This window comes from Streptomyces pluripotens (assembly GCF_000802245.2).
GTDB lineage: Bacteria > Actinomycetota > Actinomycetes > Streptomycetales > Streptomycetaceae > Streptomyces > Streptomyces pluripotens.
The window spans coordinates 7125024-7140753 of sequence record NZ_CP021080.1; the positions used below are offsets into that span (position 1 = coordinate 7125024).

5 protein-coding genes are annotated in these 15730 nt (G+C 71.9%); 2 read left to right on the forward strand and 3 right to left on the reverse strand.

Translation table 11 applies throughout. The features are described from left to right. Positions 1–50: 50 nt before the first annotated feature. Positions 51–299, forward strand: coding sequence for an acyl carrier protein (locus tag LK06_RS31510; RefSeq protein ID WP_039655475.1), 249 nt, complete (start codon positions 51–53; stop codon positions 297–299). Then, positions 299–1783, forward strand: coding sequence for a class I adenylate-forming enzyme family protein (locus LK06_RS31515; protein WP_039655474.1), 1485 nt, complete (start codon positions 299–301; stop codon positions 1781–1783). Before LK06_RS31510 ends, LK06_RS31515 begins: the two co-directional genes overlap by 1 nt. A 269-nt stretch (positions 1784–2052) precedes the next feature. On the opposite strand, the gene ccrA is transcribed toward LK06_RS31515, so the two are convergent. The 3 genes from ccrA to LK06_RS31530 all read right to left on the reverse strand — a co-directional run bounded on the left by ccrA (position 2053) and on the right by LK06_RS31530 (position 15627). Continuing rightward, on the reverse strand, positions 2053–3216 hold the full coding sequence (gene ccrA / locus LK06_RS31520) for a crotonyl-CoA carboxylase/reductase (RefSeq protein ID WP_078858945.1): 1164 nt from the start codon (positions 3214–3216) through the stop codon (positions 2053–2055). A gap of 110 nt (positions 3217–3326) precedes the next feature. Continuing rightward, complete coding sequence (locus tag LK06_RS31525) at positions 3327–7106, reverse strand: type I polyketide synthase (protein ID WP_039655550.1); 3780 nt, start codon at positions 7104–7106, stop codon at positions 3327–3329. Continuing rightward, positions 7099–15627 (reverse strand): non-ribosomal peptide synthetase, encoded by an 8529-nt coding sequence (locus LK06_RS31530; RefSeq protein WP_043407418.1) that lies wholly within the window; start codon positions 15625–15627, stop codon positions 7099–7101. Before LK06_RS31530 ends, LK06_RS31525 begins: the two co-directional genes overlap by 8 nt. Positions 15628–15730: the final 103 nt, after the last annotated feature.

Sequence of the window (15730 nt, forward strand, 5' to 3'; positions counted from 1 at the left end):
GGTGAGACGCGGACGTGACACGTGCGGTAGACCGACGAAAGGGGAACATCATGAGCACCATCCGGGAGTTGCTGGTCGAACTCACCGGTACCACCGAGTACGCCGACACCCTCGGTGACGACGTCGACCTGGCCGGCAGCGGCATCGACTCCGGTGACCTGGTGCGGCTGGTGCTGCTCGTCGAACAGCGCACGGGCGTGGAGATCACGGCCGCGGACATGGAGACGCTGCGCACCATCGGCGATTACGAGGAGTTCCTGGCTGACCGCACCGTCGCCGGTTCTTCGGGCGGCGCGTGATGTGGCTGACCCAGCTGTTGGAGCGCAACCGCCAGTGCTTTCCTGGCCGGCTGGCCCTGGTGGACGAACGTCGGGGCGTCACCTGGGCCGAGCTGGCCGAGCGCACCACCGAACTCGCCCTGGGCCTCGCCGAGCTCGGCATCCGGCGCGGCGACCGGGTCGCCGTCCTGTCCCAGGACCGCATAGAGGTGCTGGAGAGCTACTTCGCGCTGGCCCGCCTCGGAGCCCTGTTCGTGCCGCTGAACCACAGCCTCGCCGTGCCGGAGGTGGCGGGGATCGTCGAACGCGTCGGCGCGGTGGCGGTGCTGGGCGAGTCGGAGCTCCTGGACCGGCACACCGTGCTGCCGGGCTGCGTCCGCATCCGCATGGCCTTCGACAAGCCGGCCTTCGCCGCGCTGGGTACGGTCGCCGCGCCGACCGAACTGCCTCTTCTGCCTGACTCCGATCCCGTCGCCATTCTGCACACCTCGGCGACCACCGGCCGGGCCAAGGGGGTCACCGTCGACGAGGGCTCGTTCCGTGCCATCGGCCTCGGCTGGCTGGCCGTGGCCCGCCCCGACGACCACGTCATCATGGTCAACTGCTGCCCGCTCTACCACGGCAGCATGGTCGTCTCCCTCACCTATCTCGCCGCCGGCGCGACCGTCGTCCTCCTGCCCGGCTTCACGCCCCAGAAGGCCCTCGTGGCGGTGGAAAGGCACCGTGCCACGCACGTGTGGCTGGTGCCGCAGATGCTGCGCTTCATGCTCCAAGCGAAGGCGTCCCGCAGCACCGACCTCTCCTCCCTGCGCGAGGTGCTCTACGGCGCCGCCCCGATGCCCCTCGACGTCTATGCCGACGCCGTCGCCCGCCTGGGCTGCGGCTTCCGACAGGTGTACGGCATGACGGAAGTCGGCGGCCCCTTTGTGACCCTCGGTCCCGAGGAGCATCCCGCGCCCGGCGACGTGACTGCGCGCATCCCCTGCGGGCGGGTCATCCCGGGGATGTCGGCGCGGGCCGTCGGCAAGGAGGGCAGGGAAGTGCCGCGCGGAGAGATCGGGGAGATCGTCGTCCTCGGACCTGGCTTGATGCAGGGCTACTGGGACGACTCCGCTGCCACCGAGGAGGTCTTCCTCGACGGTTGGGCGCGCACGGGGGACCTCGGGTTCATCGACGAGGACGGCCGCATCCACTTGGTGGACCGCAGCAAGGACCTGATCATCCGGGCCGGGCAGAACGTCTACCCGTCCGAGATCGAACGGGTCCTGATGAGCCATCCGGCGGTTCGGGACGCGGCGGTCGTGGGCCTTGCGGACGAGGATTACGGCGAGGTTCCACTGGCGTACGTCGTCGCCGAGGACGGCATCGGCGACCGCGAACTCCTGGCCCACCTGGGCGAGAACCTCGCCCCCTACAAGCGGCCCCGGCGGATCGAGTTCATCGAGCAGGTGCCGCGCAATCCGGCCGGCAAGATCATCAAGAAGCTGCTGCGCGACCGTATCTGACGGGCCCGGCACGGAGGCCGCCGCACCAGAGGCCCGCGGAGCCCTTGGACCCGCGCCGACCGATGCGCGGGTCCGGGCCCGACGCCGTTCACCGGCGCTCCGGTTGAGGTCCGGGAGGCCGGTCGAGGCATCCCCGCGACGCGAATCCGCCCCGTTTTCGGGCGGCCGGGCTCGCCTCCCGACCGGACCGGCTGACGAGAGGGGGGAACGGGGCCGCAGCGGCAAGGGACGACAGGGCCGCCTCCAGCTGCCGGGCCCCTCACGTACCGTCATTCCTCCGCGTTGACCAGCACCGCCATGTTGCCCGCTGGATGCCGGTTCTCTCGAAGGAGCTGGTGAGCCAGCCCGATCTCCTCGAACCCGAACGTCCGGGACAGACAAGGGTCGATCGCGCCCTGGTCGATCAGCCGGGTCACCTCGCGTGCCTCCCGCAGGCTGGCGACGTGCGAGCCCTGCAGCCGCTTCTGCCGCATCCACAGGAACCGCAGGTCGATGTCGCCGTTGTAGCCGGTCGTACCGCCGCAGATGACCACCATGCCCGCGTTGTCGCACAGGTACATCGAGGTCGGGATGGTGTCGGCCCCCGAGTGCTCCAGCACGATCCGCGGGGCGCGGCGCTCGCCGAGCACCTCCCAGAAGCGGCGACCGAAGGCACGTGCCCCCGACAGCCATGCGCTCATCGCCTGCTCGTCCGAGGTGTCCGGCAAGCGCCCCCAGTGGTCGAAATCCCGTCGGTCGATGCAGCCTTGGGCGCCCAGCTGCATGCAGAACTCGCGGCGCTCCTCGCTGGAGACGACGGCTACCGGAATGCCACCGGCGTGCCGCACCAACTGGATGGCGATGCTGCCGAGCCCGCCGGCGCCACCCCAGATCAGTACCGGGTCCCCGGGCCGCACGGTGTGCGGGTGCCAACCGAACAACTGGCGGTAGGCGGTCGCCGCCGTCGCCATGTAGCAGGACGCCGCGGCCCAGGACAGCCGGGCCGGCTTGGGGTGGCACATGTAGTCGTCGACGACCGCGAACTGGGCGAACGAGCCGTAGTTCTCCTCATACCCCCACACCCGCAGTGACGAGGAGGTGACCGGGTCGGCGCCGAGCCGGATGTCCTCGGCGGACTCGTCCCAGCGGCAGGCCAGGGCGACCACCTCATCGCCGGGTTTCACCCCGCGCGCGCCCTCCCCGACGGCCCACACGATGCCCGACAGGTCGGAGCCCCCGATGTGGAAGTCCTCCGTGGCGCCCGACTTCTGCCGGGCGGCGATCACGTCCAGTGGTGAACCCAGGGCCGCCCACACGTTGTTGTAATTGACACCGGCGGCCATCACCTTGATCAGCACCTGGCCCGGCTGTACGGGCGGCACGTCCACCACCTCGGTCCGGAAGGCGTTGATCGGCTCGCCGTAGCGCTCCTGCCGGATGAGCGAGGCGTACATCCTCTGGGGCGACGTGCCGAGTTCCGGGGCGTCGCCGAGGTCGAACAGGTCCTTGGACAAGGCAGATCTCCTGAACGTTCGGTCGGGGAGGCGAGAAGGAGGGGGCGGACTCACACGGACAGGGAGCGCAGGGACTTGGCCAGCACCGCGCCGATCACGGCCATGGGCTCAGGCTCGGTCATCTCGTAATGGCCGCAGGGCACAGCGTGGTCGGTGAGCGTGCCGTCGACGTACGGCCGCCAGGCACCGGCCTTGTCCGGCGCGAGCGCGAGGTCGCCCCCGTCGGTGCACGGGTCCTGGGTGGCGCTGAAGAACAGTACGTCGCCGTGGAAGACACCGGGCCGGAACTGCGGCACGATGCGCAGACTGTTGCGCATCACGTCGGCGATCGCGGCTGCCTCGGCACGGGTCACGGGCGACGGGACCTCGCCGGTGTGCTCGGGGATGCTCCGCAGCACGGTGGCGACGTCGGGTACCTCGCCGGCCGGCAGCCCGGCCACCCGCATGAGCAGCGCCGCGACCTGATGTTCCGCCTGCGCCGGGTCATGGACAGTGCCCTGGGTCTGCGGCGCATCGAGCATGGCGAGCACCTCAACCTGCTCACCCTGTTCCTGGAGGGCGCAGGCCATCGCGTGTGCCACAAACCCGCCATAGGACCACCCCAACAAGCGGTAGGGACCACAGGGCTGAACCTGGTGGACCAACTCCACGTACGACGCCACCATCGCCTGTGCGTCCGGCGCGGGCGCCCCGGCGCCGTCGAGGCCGTGCGCCTGGATCCCCAACACCGGTTGGTTAATGCCGAGATGAGGAAGCAGCCCGCTGTAGCGCCAGGCCACCCCCGCCCCCGGATGGACGCAGAACAGCGGGGGAGCGTCGCCCTCGGCGCGCAGCGGCAGCAGCGGGCGCAGCGCCTCAGGGGCCGCGTCACGCTCCCCGGTACCGGCCAGGAGCCCGGAGACCGTGGGTGTGGCGATCAGCGCGGCTGCGGGCACGTCCAGCACCCCGGCCGAACGGAGCCGGCCGGCCAGGAGCACAGCCCGCATGGAATCGCCGCCCAGGTCGAAGAAGTTGTCGTCGACGCCGATGCCCTCGATGCCGAGCGCCTCCTCCCACAGCCGGGTGACCGCCTGCTCCTGTGGACTGCGGGGCGCCCGGTGCTCGGTGGCCAGGTGCGGACGCGGCAGCCGCACGACGCCGGAGTCCGCGAGGGGCTCCCGCACACCGGAGCCGGAGCCGGAGCGGGCGCCGGGGGCGTCGATCCAGTACCGGCGCCGGTCGAAGGCGTACCCGGGCAGTGCTACCCGCCGAGAATGCGGCTCCCTGTCCTGCGGGAGGGCGGCATCCACCCCGGCGGCCCACAGGCGGCCCAGCGCCCCGGTGAGGACGAAACCGTCGGGGCCGTCGGCCTTGGCGTGCCGCATGGTGGTGACCGTCACCGGCTCCTCGTCCTCCAGCGCGGCACGCGCCAGCTTGGTCAGACTGTCACCGGGACCGATCTCGACCAGCACCGGTCGACCGCGCTCCCACAGCGCGCCGACACCGTCGGCGAAGCGGACCGTGCGACGCGTGTGGTTCACCCAGTGGCGTACGTCCGTGGCCTGGGCATCGGTGACCCAGGTACCGGTGACGTTGGTGACGTACGGGAGGGTCGGCGGTCGCAGACGCAGGGTCCGCAGCTGGGCGGCGAAAGTGTCCAGGATCGGGTCGAGGACGTGGGAGTGCGCGGCGGCCGGCATCCGCAGTCGTCGGAACGGCACCCCCCGGCGGGAGAGTTCTGCCTCAAGCCGGTCCACCGCGCCGGCCTGCCCGGCGACCGTGCAGGCGGCCGGTCCGTTCACAGCGGCCAGCGACAGATCCGGGCCGAGGAGCGGCGCGAGGTCGGCCGCCGGGGCGGCGACGCCGACCGTGGCACCGCCGCAGGCGGATATGAGCCGGATGCGCTCGGCGACCACCGGCAGCATCTCGTCGAGCTCCATCACACCGGCCAGGCAGGCCGCGGTGTACTCGCCCAGCGAGTGCCCGATCAGCGCGTCCGGGTGCACCCCCGCCGCCATGAGGGTGCGGGCCAGCGCGTACTCCGTGACCAGCAGTGCCAGGAAGGCCTCGGTGCTTGCCGGCTCGACGCGCTCGAACAGTGCGGTGCGTAGATCACCCCCGGTCACCGGCCGGAGCACACGGGCGCACTGGTCCACCGCGTCGCGGTAGACCTCCTGGTCGCGGTACAGCCCGGCACCCATGCCGACGTACTGGGTGCCGCCGCCCGGCAGCAGGAACACCACCCGCGGCGGCTCGTCGGGAACCGGCGGGAGCGGCGGCTGCGGTGTGCGCAGCGCGGCGACCGCTTCGGACGTGCTGGCCGCGGTCACCGCCAACCGGTGACGCAGCACCGGGCGTTCGGTGCGCAGGGAGTACGTGACGTCGGACAGACGCAGGTCCGGCCGGTTGTCCAGATGACGGGCCAGTGCCTCGGCCTGACCGCGCAGGGCTCCAGCCGTCCGTGCGGACAGCGGGAGCACATGACGGTGCGGTGTCTCCGGTGGCCGGGGCGGATCCTGGACGGCCGGTGCCTCCTCCAGGACGACGTGGGCGTTGGTGCCGCCGACGCCGAAGGCACTGACCGCGGCCCGCCGGGGATGCCGCCGCTCCGGCCACTCCTCCAGGACGGTGGGCACCCGGAACGGCCCGGACGCGAAGTCGATGAGCGGATTGGGGACGTCGAAGTGCAGGCTGGGCGGGATCTGCCGGTGCTCCAGGGCGAGAACGGCCTTGACCAATCCGGCGACACCGGCTGCCGCGCCGAGGTGACCGATGTTGGTCTTGACCGAGCCCAGAGCGCAGAACCCGCGGCGATCGGTGCTCTGTCGGAACGCCTCGGTGAGCGCGGCCACTTCGATCGGGTCGCCTATGCGGGTGGCGGTGCCGTGTGCCTCGACCAGGTCGATGGTTCCCGCGTCGACGTCGGCCTGGGCCTGTGCGGCGAGGATCACCTCGGTCTGCCCGGCCGCACTGGGAGCGGTGAAGCCCACCTTGCGGCGGCCGTCGTTGTTGACCGCGGAACCACGGATCACCGCACGGATCCGGTCCCCGTCGGCGAGCGCGTCCTCCAGCCGTTTCAGCACCACGGCGCCGACCCCGTCCCCGGAGGAGGTCCCGGCCGCGTCGGCCGCGAACGCCCGGCAGCGGCCGTCCGGCGAGAACGGCCCGTCCGGCACGTGCCGGTAGCCGAGGAACGCCGACGGGTTGAGGGAGACCGCTCCGGCCAGCGCGAGGTCGCACCGAAGGTCGAGGAGGTCCTGGCAGGCGGTGTGCAGCGCGACCAGCGCGGTCGAACACGCCGTCTGCAGGGAGAGACTGGGCCCGGTCAGCCCCAGTTCGTACGAGACCCGGGTGGCCAGTGTGCCCAGCGAGTTGGCGGTCGCGGCGTGCACCAGGTCCACTGAGCCCGGTTGTCCGGCGTACCGGGGGTGAAGGTGCGCCGGGTAGTAGCGGCTGTCGCCAGCGCCCGCGTACACCCCCGTCACCGTCGCCTGCGCCTGGAGTACACAGCCCGCGTCCTCCAGTGCGTGGTACGCCGTCTCCAGCAGCAGACGCTGTTGCGGGTCGACGACCGCCGCTTCGGAGGGGTTGTAGCCGAAGAAACCCGCGTCGAAGAGGTCGATCCCCTCCACCACCGACACCATGCGTACCAGATCCGGGTCGTCGAGGTCGTGCGGGTCGCCGCCCGCCGCGAGGAACTCCTCGTCGGTGACGGGCCGTACCGACTCGCGGCCGGCAGCGAGGTTCTCCCAGAAGGCGTCGACGTCGTCCGCGCCTGGGAAACGCGCCGCCATCCCGATCACGGCGACGGCGGGCAGTTCCTCCTCCGGCGGGTTCGCGCTCTCATCCATCGGCTCGGTCCTTCCGTTCCTGCGCGCGCTGCCGTACGGAGCGACGGGCGCCGCGCGCCGCCCGCTGCCGCTGTGCCTGCTGCCTGGCACGGTCCAGGCCGGCCGGCGCCGTCTCCGGCCGGGGCGCGGCCACAGGGCCGCTGGCCGCGAGATGCCGGGCGAGTGCGCGCACCGTCGGATGCGCGAAAAGGTCCACCACCGTGACCGCGCGCCCCAGTTCCTGGTCGATCGCCGCCTGCGCGCCCACCAGGAGCAGGGAGTTGCCCCCCAGATCGAAAAAGTTCTCGTCACGGTCCACCCGGTCGCGGCCGAGCACGGTGCACCACACGTCGGCGAGCAGTGCTTCCAACTGCTGGAGGTCCTGGCCGTCCTCTGCGCCGGCCGACCGCTGCTGAGCAGTACCCGCGGATCTCAGCACCCGGGTACCGGCCGGCGCGCCGCGGGTCGCCGCGAGGTACAGGGCACCCAGGTCGGTGCCCTCGTCGAGGGCCACCCGCGCCGCGAGTCGGCGTACCTGCCGTACGGGGGCCACGACATGGCTGCGGACCCACGGTGCCGTCCGGTCCGCGCCGATCAACAGGTGTGGCTCGTCGAGGGAGCGCGCGAAGTCGAAGGAGCGCAGCGCCGCTGCCGGGTCCAGTACGCGGTAGCCGCGGGCCTCGGTGAGCGGGGCGAGACCGTACCCGCGGCTCATACCTCGCTCCCGCCACATGCTCCACGCCAGGCTCTGACCGGGCAGCCCGAGGCTACGCCGGTGCACGGCCAGAGCGTCGAGGAAGGCGTTGGCGGCTGCGTACGCCGCGTTCATCGCACCGCCGAAGTATCCGTTGACGGAGGAGAACAGAATGAAGGAGTCCACCGGGTGCTCCGCCGCGATCTGGTGCAGGATCAGCGCGCCCCGCACCTTCGCCTCCAGCGCCGCCCGCCAGCCGATCGGATCCAGGTCGTGCACCGGCCGCTCGTCGAAGGTGCCCGCGAGGTGCAGCACCGAGGTCAGCGGCACGCCCCAGGCCTCGGCGGCCTCCCGGACCGCGGACCGCACCTGAGCGGCGTCGGTGACGTCCGCCGCGGCGTACCGTACGTTGCCCGGTCCACCCCAGCGACCGGGCTCGCCGGACGCGGAGCGTCCGAGCAACAACACCTTCGCCCCCGGGGTCTTGAGGAGGTGCTCCGCCAGCTCCGTGCCCACACCGCCCAGGCCGCCGGTGACCAGGTGGAAGCCCGCGTCGGCCGGTGGGGTGCGCGACGGAAGCGGGTCGGGCAGCGGCGCCAGACGGCGCACGTACCGCTGTCCGTTCCGGTAGGCGACCTCCGTGTCCACGGGCGTGGACGCGGCCTCGGTGAGCAGCACGCCGGCGTCCGGCGCGCCGCCCGGAGGCAGGTCGACATGAACCGGCCGCAGCCACGGTTGTTCCTCCCGCAGCGATTTGAGCAACCCCACGGCCGTGGCATGAGTCCACCCCGGCCGGTCCTGTGCGGTGACTGCCTGTGCGCCCGACGTCGCGAACAGCAGGGGCAGGGGGCGGTGCGGGTCGTGCCGGCCGATCAACGCGCGGGCGAGGGCCAGCAAGGTCTCGGCGGGTTCCGCTGATGCGGCGGCGAGGTACAGCACGGCGTCCGGCGTACGCTCGTCACCAGCGAGCGCGTCCAGCAGTGAGCCGAAGCCGTCCGGCCCCACGCGGTACGTGGCGGCGTCGATCCGTTCGTACGCCGGCCCCTCGGCGGCCAGCGTGCACAAGCCGCCCGAGGTGCGCAGGCGTTCGACGATGTCCACGGCCGTTACCGAGTCACCGAGCACCAGGGTGTGCCTGCCCCGGGCGGGGAGGGGCGGGTGCAGGGCGTCGGCCCGCTGCCACACCGGGCGCAGGAACCAGTCGGGCAGAGTGGCCGCCGTGCCCAGCAGCAGTTGCGCCGCGCGGACCGCCTCGTCGAAGTCGCCCGCCTCGAAACTCTTGCGCAGTTTGGTGCGCTGGATCTTCCCGATCTCCGTCTTGGGGATGTCCTCGGCGACGACCGGGACGAGGAAGGCCGGGGAGACACCGTTCTCCCGGGTCACCTTGCCGCCGATCTCGCGCAGGGCCGTGGCCGGGTCTTCGCCCTCGGCGAGGCGGAAGAACAGGGCCAGTTCGTCGGTGGTTGCCGAAGGATCGCTGCGCACCGCGACCGCGGCCGTGAAACTCCGTACTACGCAGGACAGTTCCTCGACGCACGCCTCGATCTCATGGCTGTAGTGGTTGACGCCGTTGACGATGATGACGTCCTTGGCACGGCCGGTGATGTACAGCTCGCCGTCCCGGAGGAAGGCCAGGTCGCCGGTGTCGAACCAGCCGTCCCCGGTGAACGACTCGGCGTTGGCCTTCGCGTTGTCGTGGTAACCCGGGGTCACCGAGGTGCCGCGTACCTGGAGCCGCCCGACCTCACCCTCGGTGAGCAGGGTGTCCCGGTCTCCGGTGATCCTCATGGCAAAGCCGGGGTACGGCAGCCCGCAGCTGACGAACGACTCGTCGTGATCCGGGGCTTGGTCGGGAAGGACGCTGTCGGTTACCACCGAGCAGGTCTCCGACATGCCCCAGCCCGGGTGCATGACGTCCTGTGGCAGGCCGAACGGGCGCAGCACGTGCAGGAAGCGGCGCGCGGCGGAGGCCACCACCACTTCGCCCGCGTTCATCACCAGCCGCATGGGCGACAGGTCCCAGGTGCGCCCCGCGAACCGGTGGGCCTGTTCGGCGAAGAGCCCGAAGGCGAAGTTGGGCGCCCAGGTGACGGTCACCCGGTGCCGGTCGGCCAGGTCGGCCCAGCGCAGGGGGTCCTGGAGGATCCAGGAGGTGGGCGCGTGGACCTGCCGGCACCCGAGGTACACGTCGCGCAGGTGGAACATGACCACGCCGGTGACATGGTCCAGCGGGATCCAGTTGAGGCTGACGTCGTGCTGGCTGAGCCGGTTCATCGCCTCGGTCGCCGCGGAGCGGGTCAGCACACCCCGGTGGGTGACCCGCACGGCCTTGGGTAGCCCGGTGCTGCCCGAGGTCATCAGCATGAGGATCAGGTCGTCCGGCCGCGCCCGGTGCCAGTCGTGGTCCTCGGGTGCCTCGCGCAGGGCATCCGCGGTCGTCAGCCGCAGGTCCGGCCAGGCGTCGCGGTCGGCCAGTGCGCGCAGCCCGGCCGCATCGGCTGGTGAGGCGACGATCCATGGCCGGTGCAGCATCCGCCAGATGCCCTCCAGCTTGGTGACGGCGGCCGAGGGCACCGCGTAGGAACCGGGCACGGTCAGGGGCACGGCGACGAACCCGCCCAGGATGCAGCCCCACAAGACGGCCACGAAGTCCTCGGTGTCGGAACACTGCAGGATCACCTGGTCACCGGGGCGCAGACCCTGGCGGCGCAGTCCCGCCAGGACCCGGGAGGCTTCCTCGGCGAGGGAGTCGTAGCTGCGACGGGTCTCGCTGCCGTCGGCGCGCACATGCACGATCTCACCGTGCGGTCCGGCAGCAGCGGCCCGGGTGAGGGCCTGCGCCCAGGTGGACACCGAAGGCTCAGGGAGGGGGCTGCCCTCACTCAGGGCCGGGACCGAGCCGGTCGGCAGCGGTGCCTCCGGCTCCTCGTGCGCCGCCGTGCGTGCAGGACCGGTGTGGATGCGGCCCAGCTCTTCGGGAATCTCTTCCACCTGCACGGCCGCCTCACGGACGCCCGTGAGGCCGGCGAACTCCTGCTTCCAGTGAACGGCCTCGGTGCCGTCGACCAGTGGCAGGGCGCGCAGCGCGTCGCTGTCCAGGGCGCCGTCCGGAGTACGGGGCAACGCGTTGACGGCGGTGACGCGTGCTCCGGCGAACGCCTGCTCCACCTGGTCGGCGACGCCCCCGCGCCCGGGTACCACGTACAGGGCGTCCGGCGCCAGGGCGACCGCGTCACGGACCCCCGAGACACCGAGCGCTCTCGTCGCCAGGTCGTCCTGTGCCCCGGGCTGTCCGGCAGCGACGCGCGGCGGGGGAGCGGGCAGGGTGCTCACCCGCACCGCGCGGTCGGCGCACACCACCTCCAGGACCGCCGACAGCGCCTCGGTGAAACCTGCTGCGGTCTCCGCGAGGAACAGGTCCGTGGCGTATTCGACATGGAGATCGAGCCCCTTGGGCGCGCCGTGCTCGTCGCGCCGCTCGAGGACGTCGACGAAGAGATCGAATTTGGCGGTGCCGGTCGCGGTCGGCCGCAGAGCAGCGTGCTGCCCGCCGAGACGCAGCACGGCCGGCTCGTTGTTCTGCAGGGCCAACATGACCTGGAACAGGGGGTGTCGTCCAGGGTGTCGGGGCGGGTTCAGCGCGTCGACCAGCAGGTCGAACGGCAGCTCCTGGTGGTCCAGCGCAGCGAGGTCGAACCGCCGGGTGCGGGCCAGGAGTTCGGGGAAGTCCGGGTCGCCCGAGACGTCGGTGCGCAACACCAGGGTGTTGGCGATGAGCCCGATCACGTCGTCCAGCGCCGGCTCGGACCGTCCGGCCACCGGGGTGCCGATCGCCAGGTCGTCGCCCGCGCCCCAGCGGCAGAGCAGGGCCCCCACGGCGGCGTGCAGCACCATGAACAGGGTGACGTCTTCCGACTCGGCCAGTCGGAGCAGTCCGCGGTGCACAGGGGCGCCCACCGAAGCGGTCACATGGGCGCCTTCGCTTGCCCGGACGGCGGGCCGCGGCCGGTCCGCGGGCAGCGTGGTCTCGGCGGGCAGACCGGCCAGGGCCTTCCGCCAGAACGCCGTGAGTTGCGCGAGGCGCCCCGGCCCGTCGAGTGCGGCTGACAGGGCCTCGCGTTGCCAGAGCGCGTAGTCGGCGTACTGCACCGGCAGCGGCTTGCCGTGCGGGACCCGGCCTTCCCGGCGCGCCTCGTAGGCATCGCTGAGATCGTCGGCGAGGGGCCGCAGCGACCAGCCGTCGGCCGCGCTGTGGTGCAGGACGAGCAACAGGGTTCGCGTGGAGCCCGTGCCGACCAGTGCGGCCCACAGCGCGCCGTCGCGGGTCAGGTCGAAGGGGTGGCGGGCGGCGGCCGTCACCTGCGCGGCGACCTCCTCGGCCGGGCAGTCCACGATCCGTAGTTCGGGCCGGGTTCGGCCGGGCGGCAGGATCCGCTGCCGCGCCGCCTGTCCGTCGTCCACGAACACCGTCCGCAGACTCTCGTGCCGGTCCACGACGTCGGCGAGCGCCGCCCGCAGGGCCGTCACATCCACTTCGTGTTCCAGGGGCACGGCGAGCGGGATGTTGTACGTCGCTGCCGAGCCGTCCAGCCGGTTCAGGAACCACATCCGTTCCTGGGCGAAGGACAACGGAACCCGGGCGGGACGCTCCCGCGCATCCAGAGCGGGCAGCCGGGGCGCTCGGCCTGCTTCCTCAGCGAGCCGGACCGCCAGGGCGGCGGGCGTGGGTGTGTCGAAGAGCACGCTGATCGGCAGTTCCCGGCCGGTCTCGGCATGCAGTCGGGCCAGCAGGCGTACGGCGAGCAGTGAGTGTCCGCCCAGGTCGAAGAAGTTGCCGCTCACCCCCACCGCGTCGGCGGGCAGCCGCAGAACCTCGGCGAACAGGCGGCACACGAGGGCCTGTTCGGGGGTCGAAGGCCGCTGTCCGGCCGCTGCGTCGGTGAACTCCGGCTCGGGCAGTGCCCGGACATCGAGCTTGCCGTTCGCCGTGAGCGGCAGTGCGTCGAGCAGTACGCAGGCCGCCGGGACCATGTGGCCGGGTAGCCGTTCGGCCAGGTGGGTGCGCAGTTCCGCGGGGCGGGGCCGGTGTCCGTCGGCGGGAACGGCGTAGGCGACGAGCTGTGCGTCGCCGTCCGCCCCAGGGCGCGCGACCACAGCTGCCCGGGCCACCCCGGTGTGCTCGGCCAGTACGGCCTGGACCTCGCCCGGTTCGATGCGGAAGCCGCGGATCTTCACTTGCTCGTCGGCGCGCCCGACGTATTCCAGGATGCCGTCGGGCGTGCGCCGGGCGAGGTCACCCGTACGGTACATCCGGCTGCCCGGCGGCCCGAACGGGTCGTCGACGAACCGCTCGGCGGTTAGCTCCGGCCGGCCGAGGTAGCCGGGGGCGAGCCCCGCACCGGACACGTACATCTCGCCGGTGACGCCCGGTGGCACCGGCTTGCCCGCCGCGTCGAGCAGGTGGACGCACAAGTCGGCGAGCGGAGCGCCGATCACGCTGGGCCGGCGCGGATCGTCGAGGTGGGCGCGGGTCAGCCGCTGGAAGGTGACGTGCACGGTGGTCTCGGTGATCCCGTACATGTTGATCAGTTCCGGGGCGTCGAGGCCGTACCGGTCCGCCCACGGCCGCAGCCGCTGTGGCTGCAGCGCCTCGCCGCCGAACACCACGTACCGCAGCGCCGGGGCGCCCGGCTCGCCGTCCAGGTCCGCCTGCATCAGCTGCTCGAACGCGGAGGGCGTCTGGTTGAGGACCGTGACCCGTTCGGCCCGCAGCAGTGTGAGGAACTCGCGCGGCGAACGGCTGACGGAGTGCGGAACGACGACGAGCCGCCCGCCGTGCAGCAGCGGACCCCAGATCTCCCACACCGAGAAGTCGAAGGCGTAGGAGTGGAACAGCGTCCAGGTGTCGCCCTCACCGAATGCGAAGTGCTCCGCGCTGGAGGCGAACAGCCGCAGCACGTTCGCATGCGGGACCGGTACACCCTTCGGGCGGCCGGTGGAGCCCGAGGTGTGGATGATGTACGCGATGTCACCGGGGCCGGTGGGCCCGGTGCGCTCTGCGTCCGTGAGATTACCGCCCGGCCGGCCGCTGAGAGCATCGGCGGTCTGCGCGGCGTCCATGACGACGGTGGGGACGGGGAGCACGGGGAGCGTCCCCACGGTGTCCGTGTCGGTGACGAGTACCGTAGGCAGGACGTCCTCGGTGACCAGCCGCAGCCGCTCGGCGGGGTGCCCGGTGTCGAGCGGCAGATACGCGGCTCCCGTCTTCAGAACGGCGAGCAGGGCCACGACCAGCCGTATCCCACGGGGGAGGGCGAGCGCGACGACCCTGCCAGGTCCGGCGCCGCGCTCCACCAGCAGTCGCGCCAGCCGATTGGCCTCGGTGTTGAGACGGGTGTACTCCAGGCTCTCGCCCTCGAAGGTGACTGCCGGTGCGTGCGGCACCCGGGCTGCCTGTTCCTCGAAGCGCCTGGTGAGGGTGGTGGTGATGGAGTAGGTACGTGCGGGTGCGGTCTCCGGTTCCTCGCCGGGCAGCAAGAGGGCGATCTCGGCGAGCGGCAACTGCGCGGGAGCTTTTGCGAGGTGGTGCAGTACGTGCCGGAACCGCTCCAGATGTGTGTCGAGTTCACGCTGTTGGTAGACCGCGGGATTGGCGTCGAAGGCGAGCCACAGACCACCCGCCTCGGCCGCCGGCCGCACACTGATCTGCAGGTCGTCCACCGCGCCGCCGGACAGGTGGTGGGAGGTCGTGGGATGGCCGGCGAAGACCAGGTCCTCGGAGAACGGCACGATGTTCACCACCGGCCCGTGCAGGCGGCGCCCTGCGCCCAGCAGCCCGAGGTCGCGGCGCAGGAACTCGCCGCGGTACTGCTGGTGCCGCCGCAGCGCGCGCAGTTCTTCGGCCACGGTCTTGGTGAGGTCCCCGACCGAGCTGGTGGGGTGGGCGGTCACCCGCAGTGGCAGGACGTCCGAGGCCGTGCCCGGCGTACGCAGCGCCGCCGATCCCAGTCGGCTCATGGTGGCTAGGCCGAGGACCAGGTCCTCCGCGCCGGTCATGCGGTGCACATACGCCGTGATCGCGGCGACCAGCAGGTCGGTGCGGGAGACTCGCAGCCGGCCCGCGGCCGCAGCGAGTGCGTCGGTCTCGTCGGGCGTCAGGTCGTGTGTACTGCGCAGGAAGGGCGCCTCGGGTGGGGCAGAACGCCCGGCGAGCCGTACCGGATCGGGGAGTTCGGCCAACCGGGCCCCCCAATGCTCGCGGTCGCGTGCGTGCCGTTCCGAGGCGATGTAGGCGGCCTCCTCGGCCTTTAGCCGGTCCACGGGTTCGAATCCGGCCGGCTCTGGTTCGCGTCCGGCAGCCAGCGCGGTGTACGTCTCGGCGAGACGGCGGGCGACGAGCTTGTAGCTGTAGCCGTCCAGGACGATGTGATGTGCCTTCAGGAACCAGATGAACCGGTCGGCGGCCAGGGTGATCAGCGCGTGTGAGAACGGCGGGCCCGAGGTGAGGCCGACGGGTACGGTCAGGTCCTGGCGGATCCAGTCCTCGGCCGCGGTTCCCGGATCGGGTTCCGCACTGACGTCGACCCGGTGCAGCGGCCAGTCGTCCGGAGCCGCGGCCTGCGCGCAGCGCGGGCCGTCGGGGGTATCGGTGAAGCGCAACGCAAAGGTGTCGGCCTCGGCGACGGTGCGGCGCAGCGCGGCCTCGAACAGGCTGGGGTCGATGGGGCCGTGGATCTCCACGTACTCCCCCGTGTTGTAGGCGGCGGCCTGCGGCGCGAGCCGCCCGGCGAACCAGAGACCCTCCTGCGCAGCCGACAGCGGCCGACGTTCGTGCTCGTGGACTGACATGGCACCAACCCTCAATGGCGAGCGGTTTCACACGAATCACTGGGTAGTACCGGCTGAGCGCCGGATAGCGGACGCACCGACAAGGCGGTGAATGCAGCGGGAA

Excerpts from the sequence above, each read along its gene's own strand:
- LK06_RS31510 (WP_039655475.1), top strand. The coding sequence starts at position 51 with ATGAGCACCATCCGGGAGTTGCTGGTCGAACTCACCGGTACCACCGAG.
- LK06_RS31515 (WP_039655474.1), top strand. The coding sequence starts at position 299 with ATGTGGCTGACCCAGCTGTTGGAGCGCAACCGCCAGTGCTTTCCTGGC.
- ccrA (WP_078858945.1), bottom strand. The coding sequence starts at position 3,216 with ATGTACGCCTCGCTCATCCGGCAGGAGCGCTACGGCGAGCCGATCAAC.
- LK06_RS31525 (WP_039655550.1), bottom strand. The coding sequence starts at position 7,106 with ATGGATGAGAGCGCGAACCCGCCGGAGGAGGAACTGCCCGCCGTCGCC.
- LK06_RS31530 (WP_043407418.1), bottom strand. The coding sequence starts at position 15,627 with ATGTCAGTCCACGAGCACGAACGTCGGCCGCTGTCGGCTGCGCAGGAG.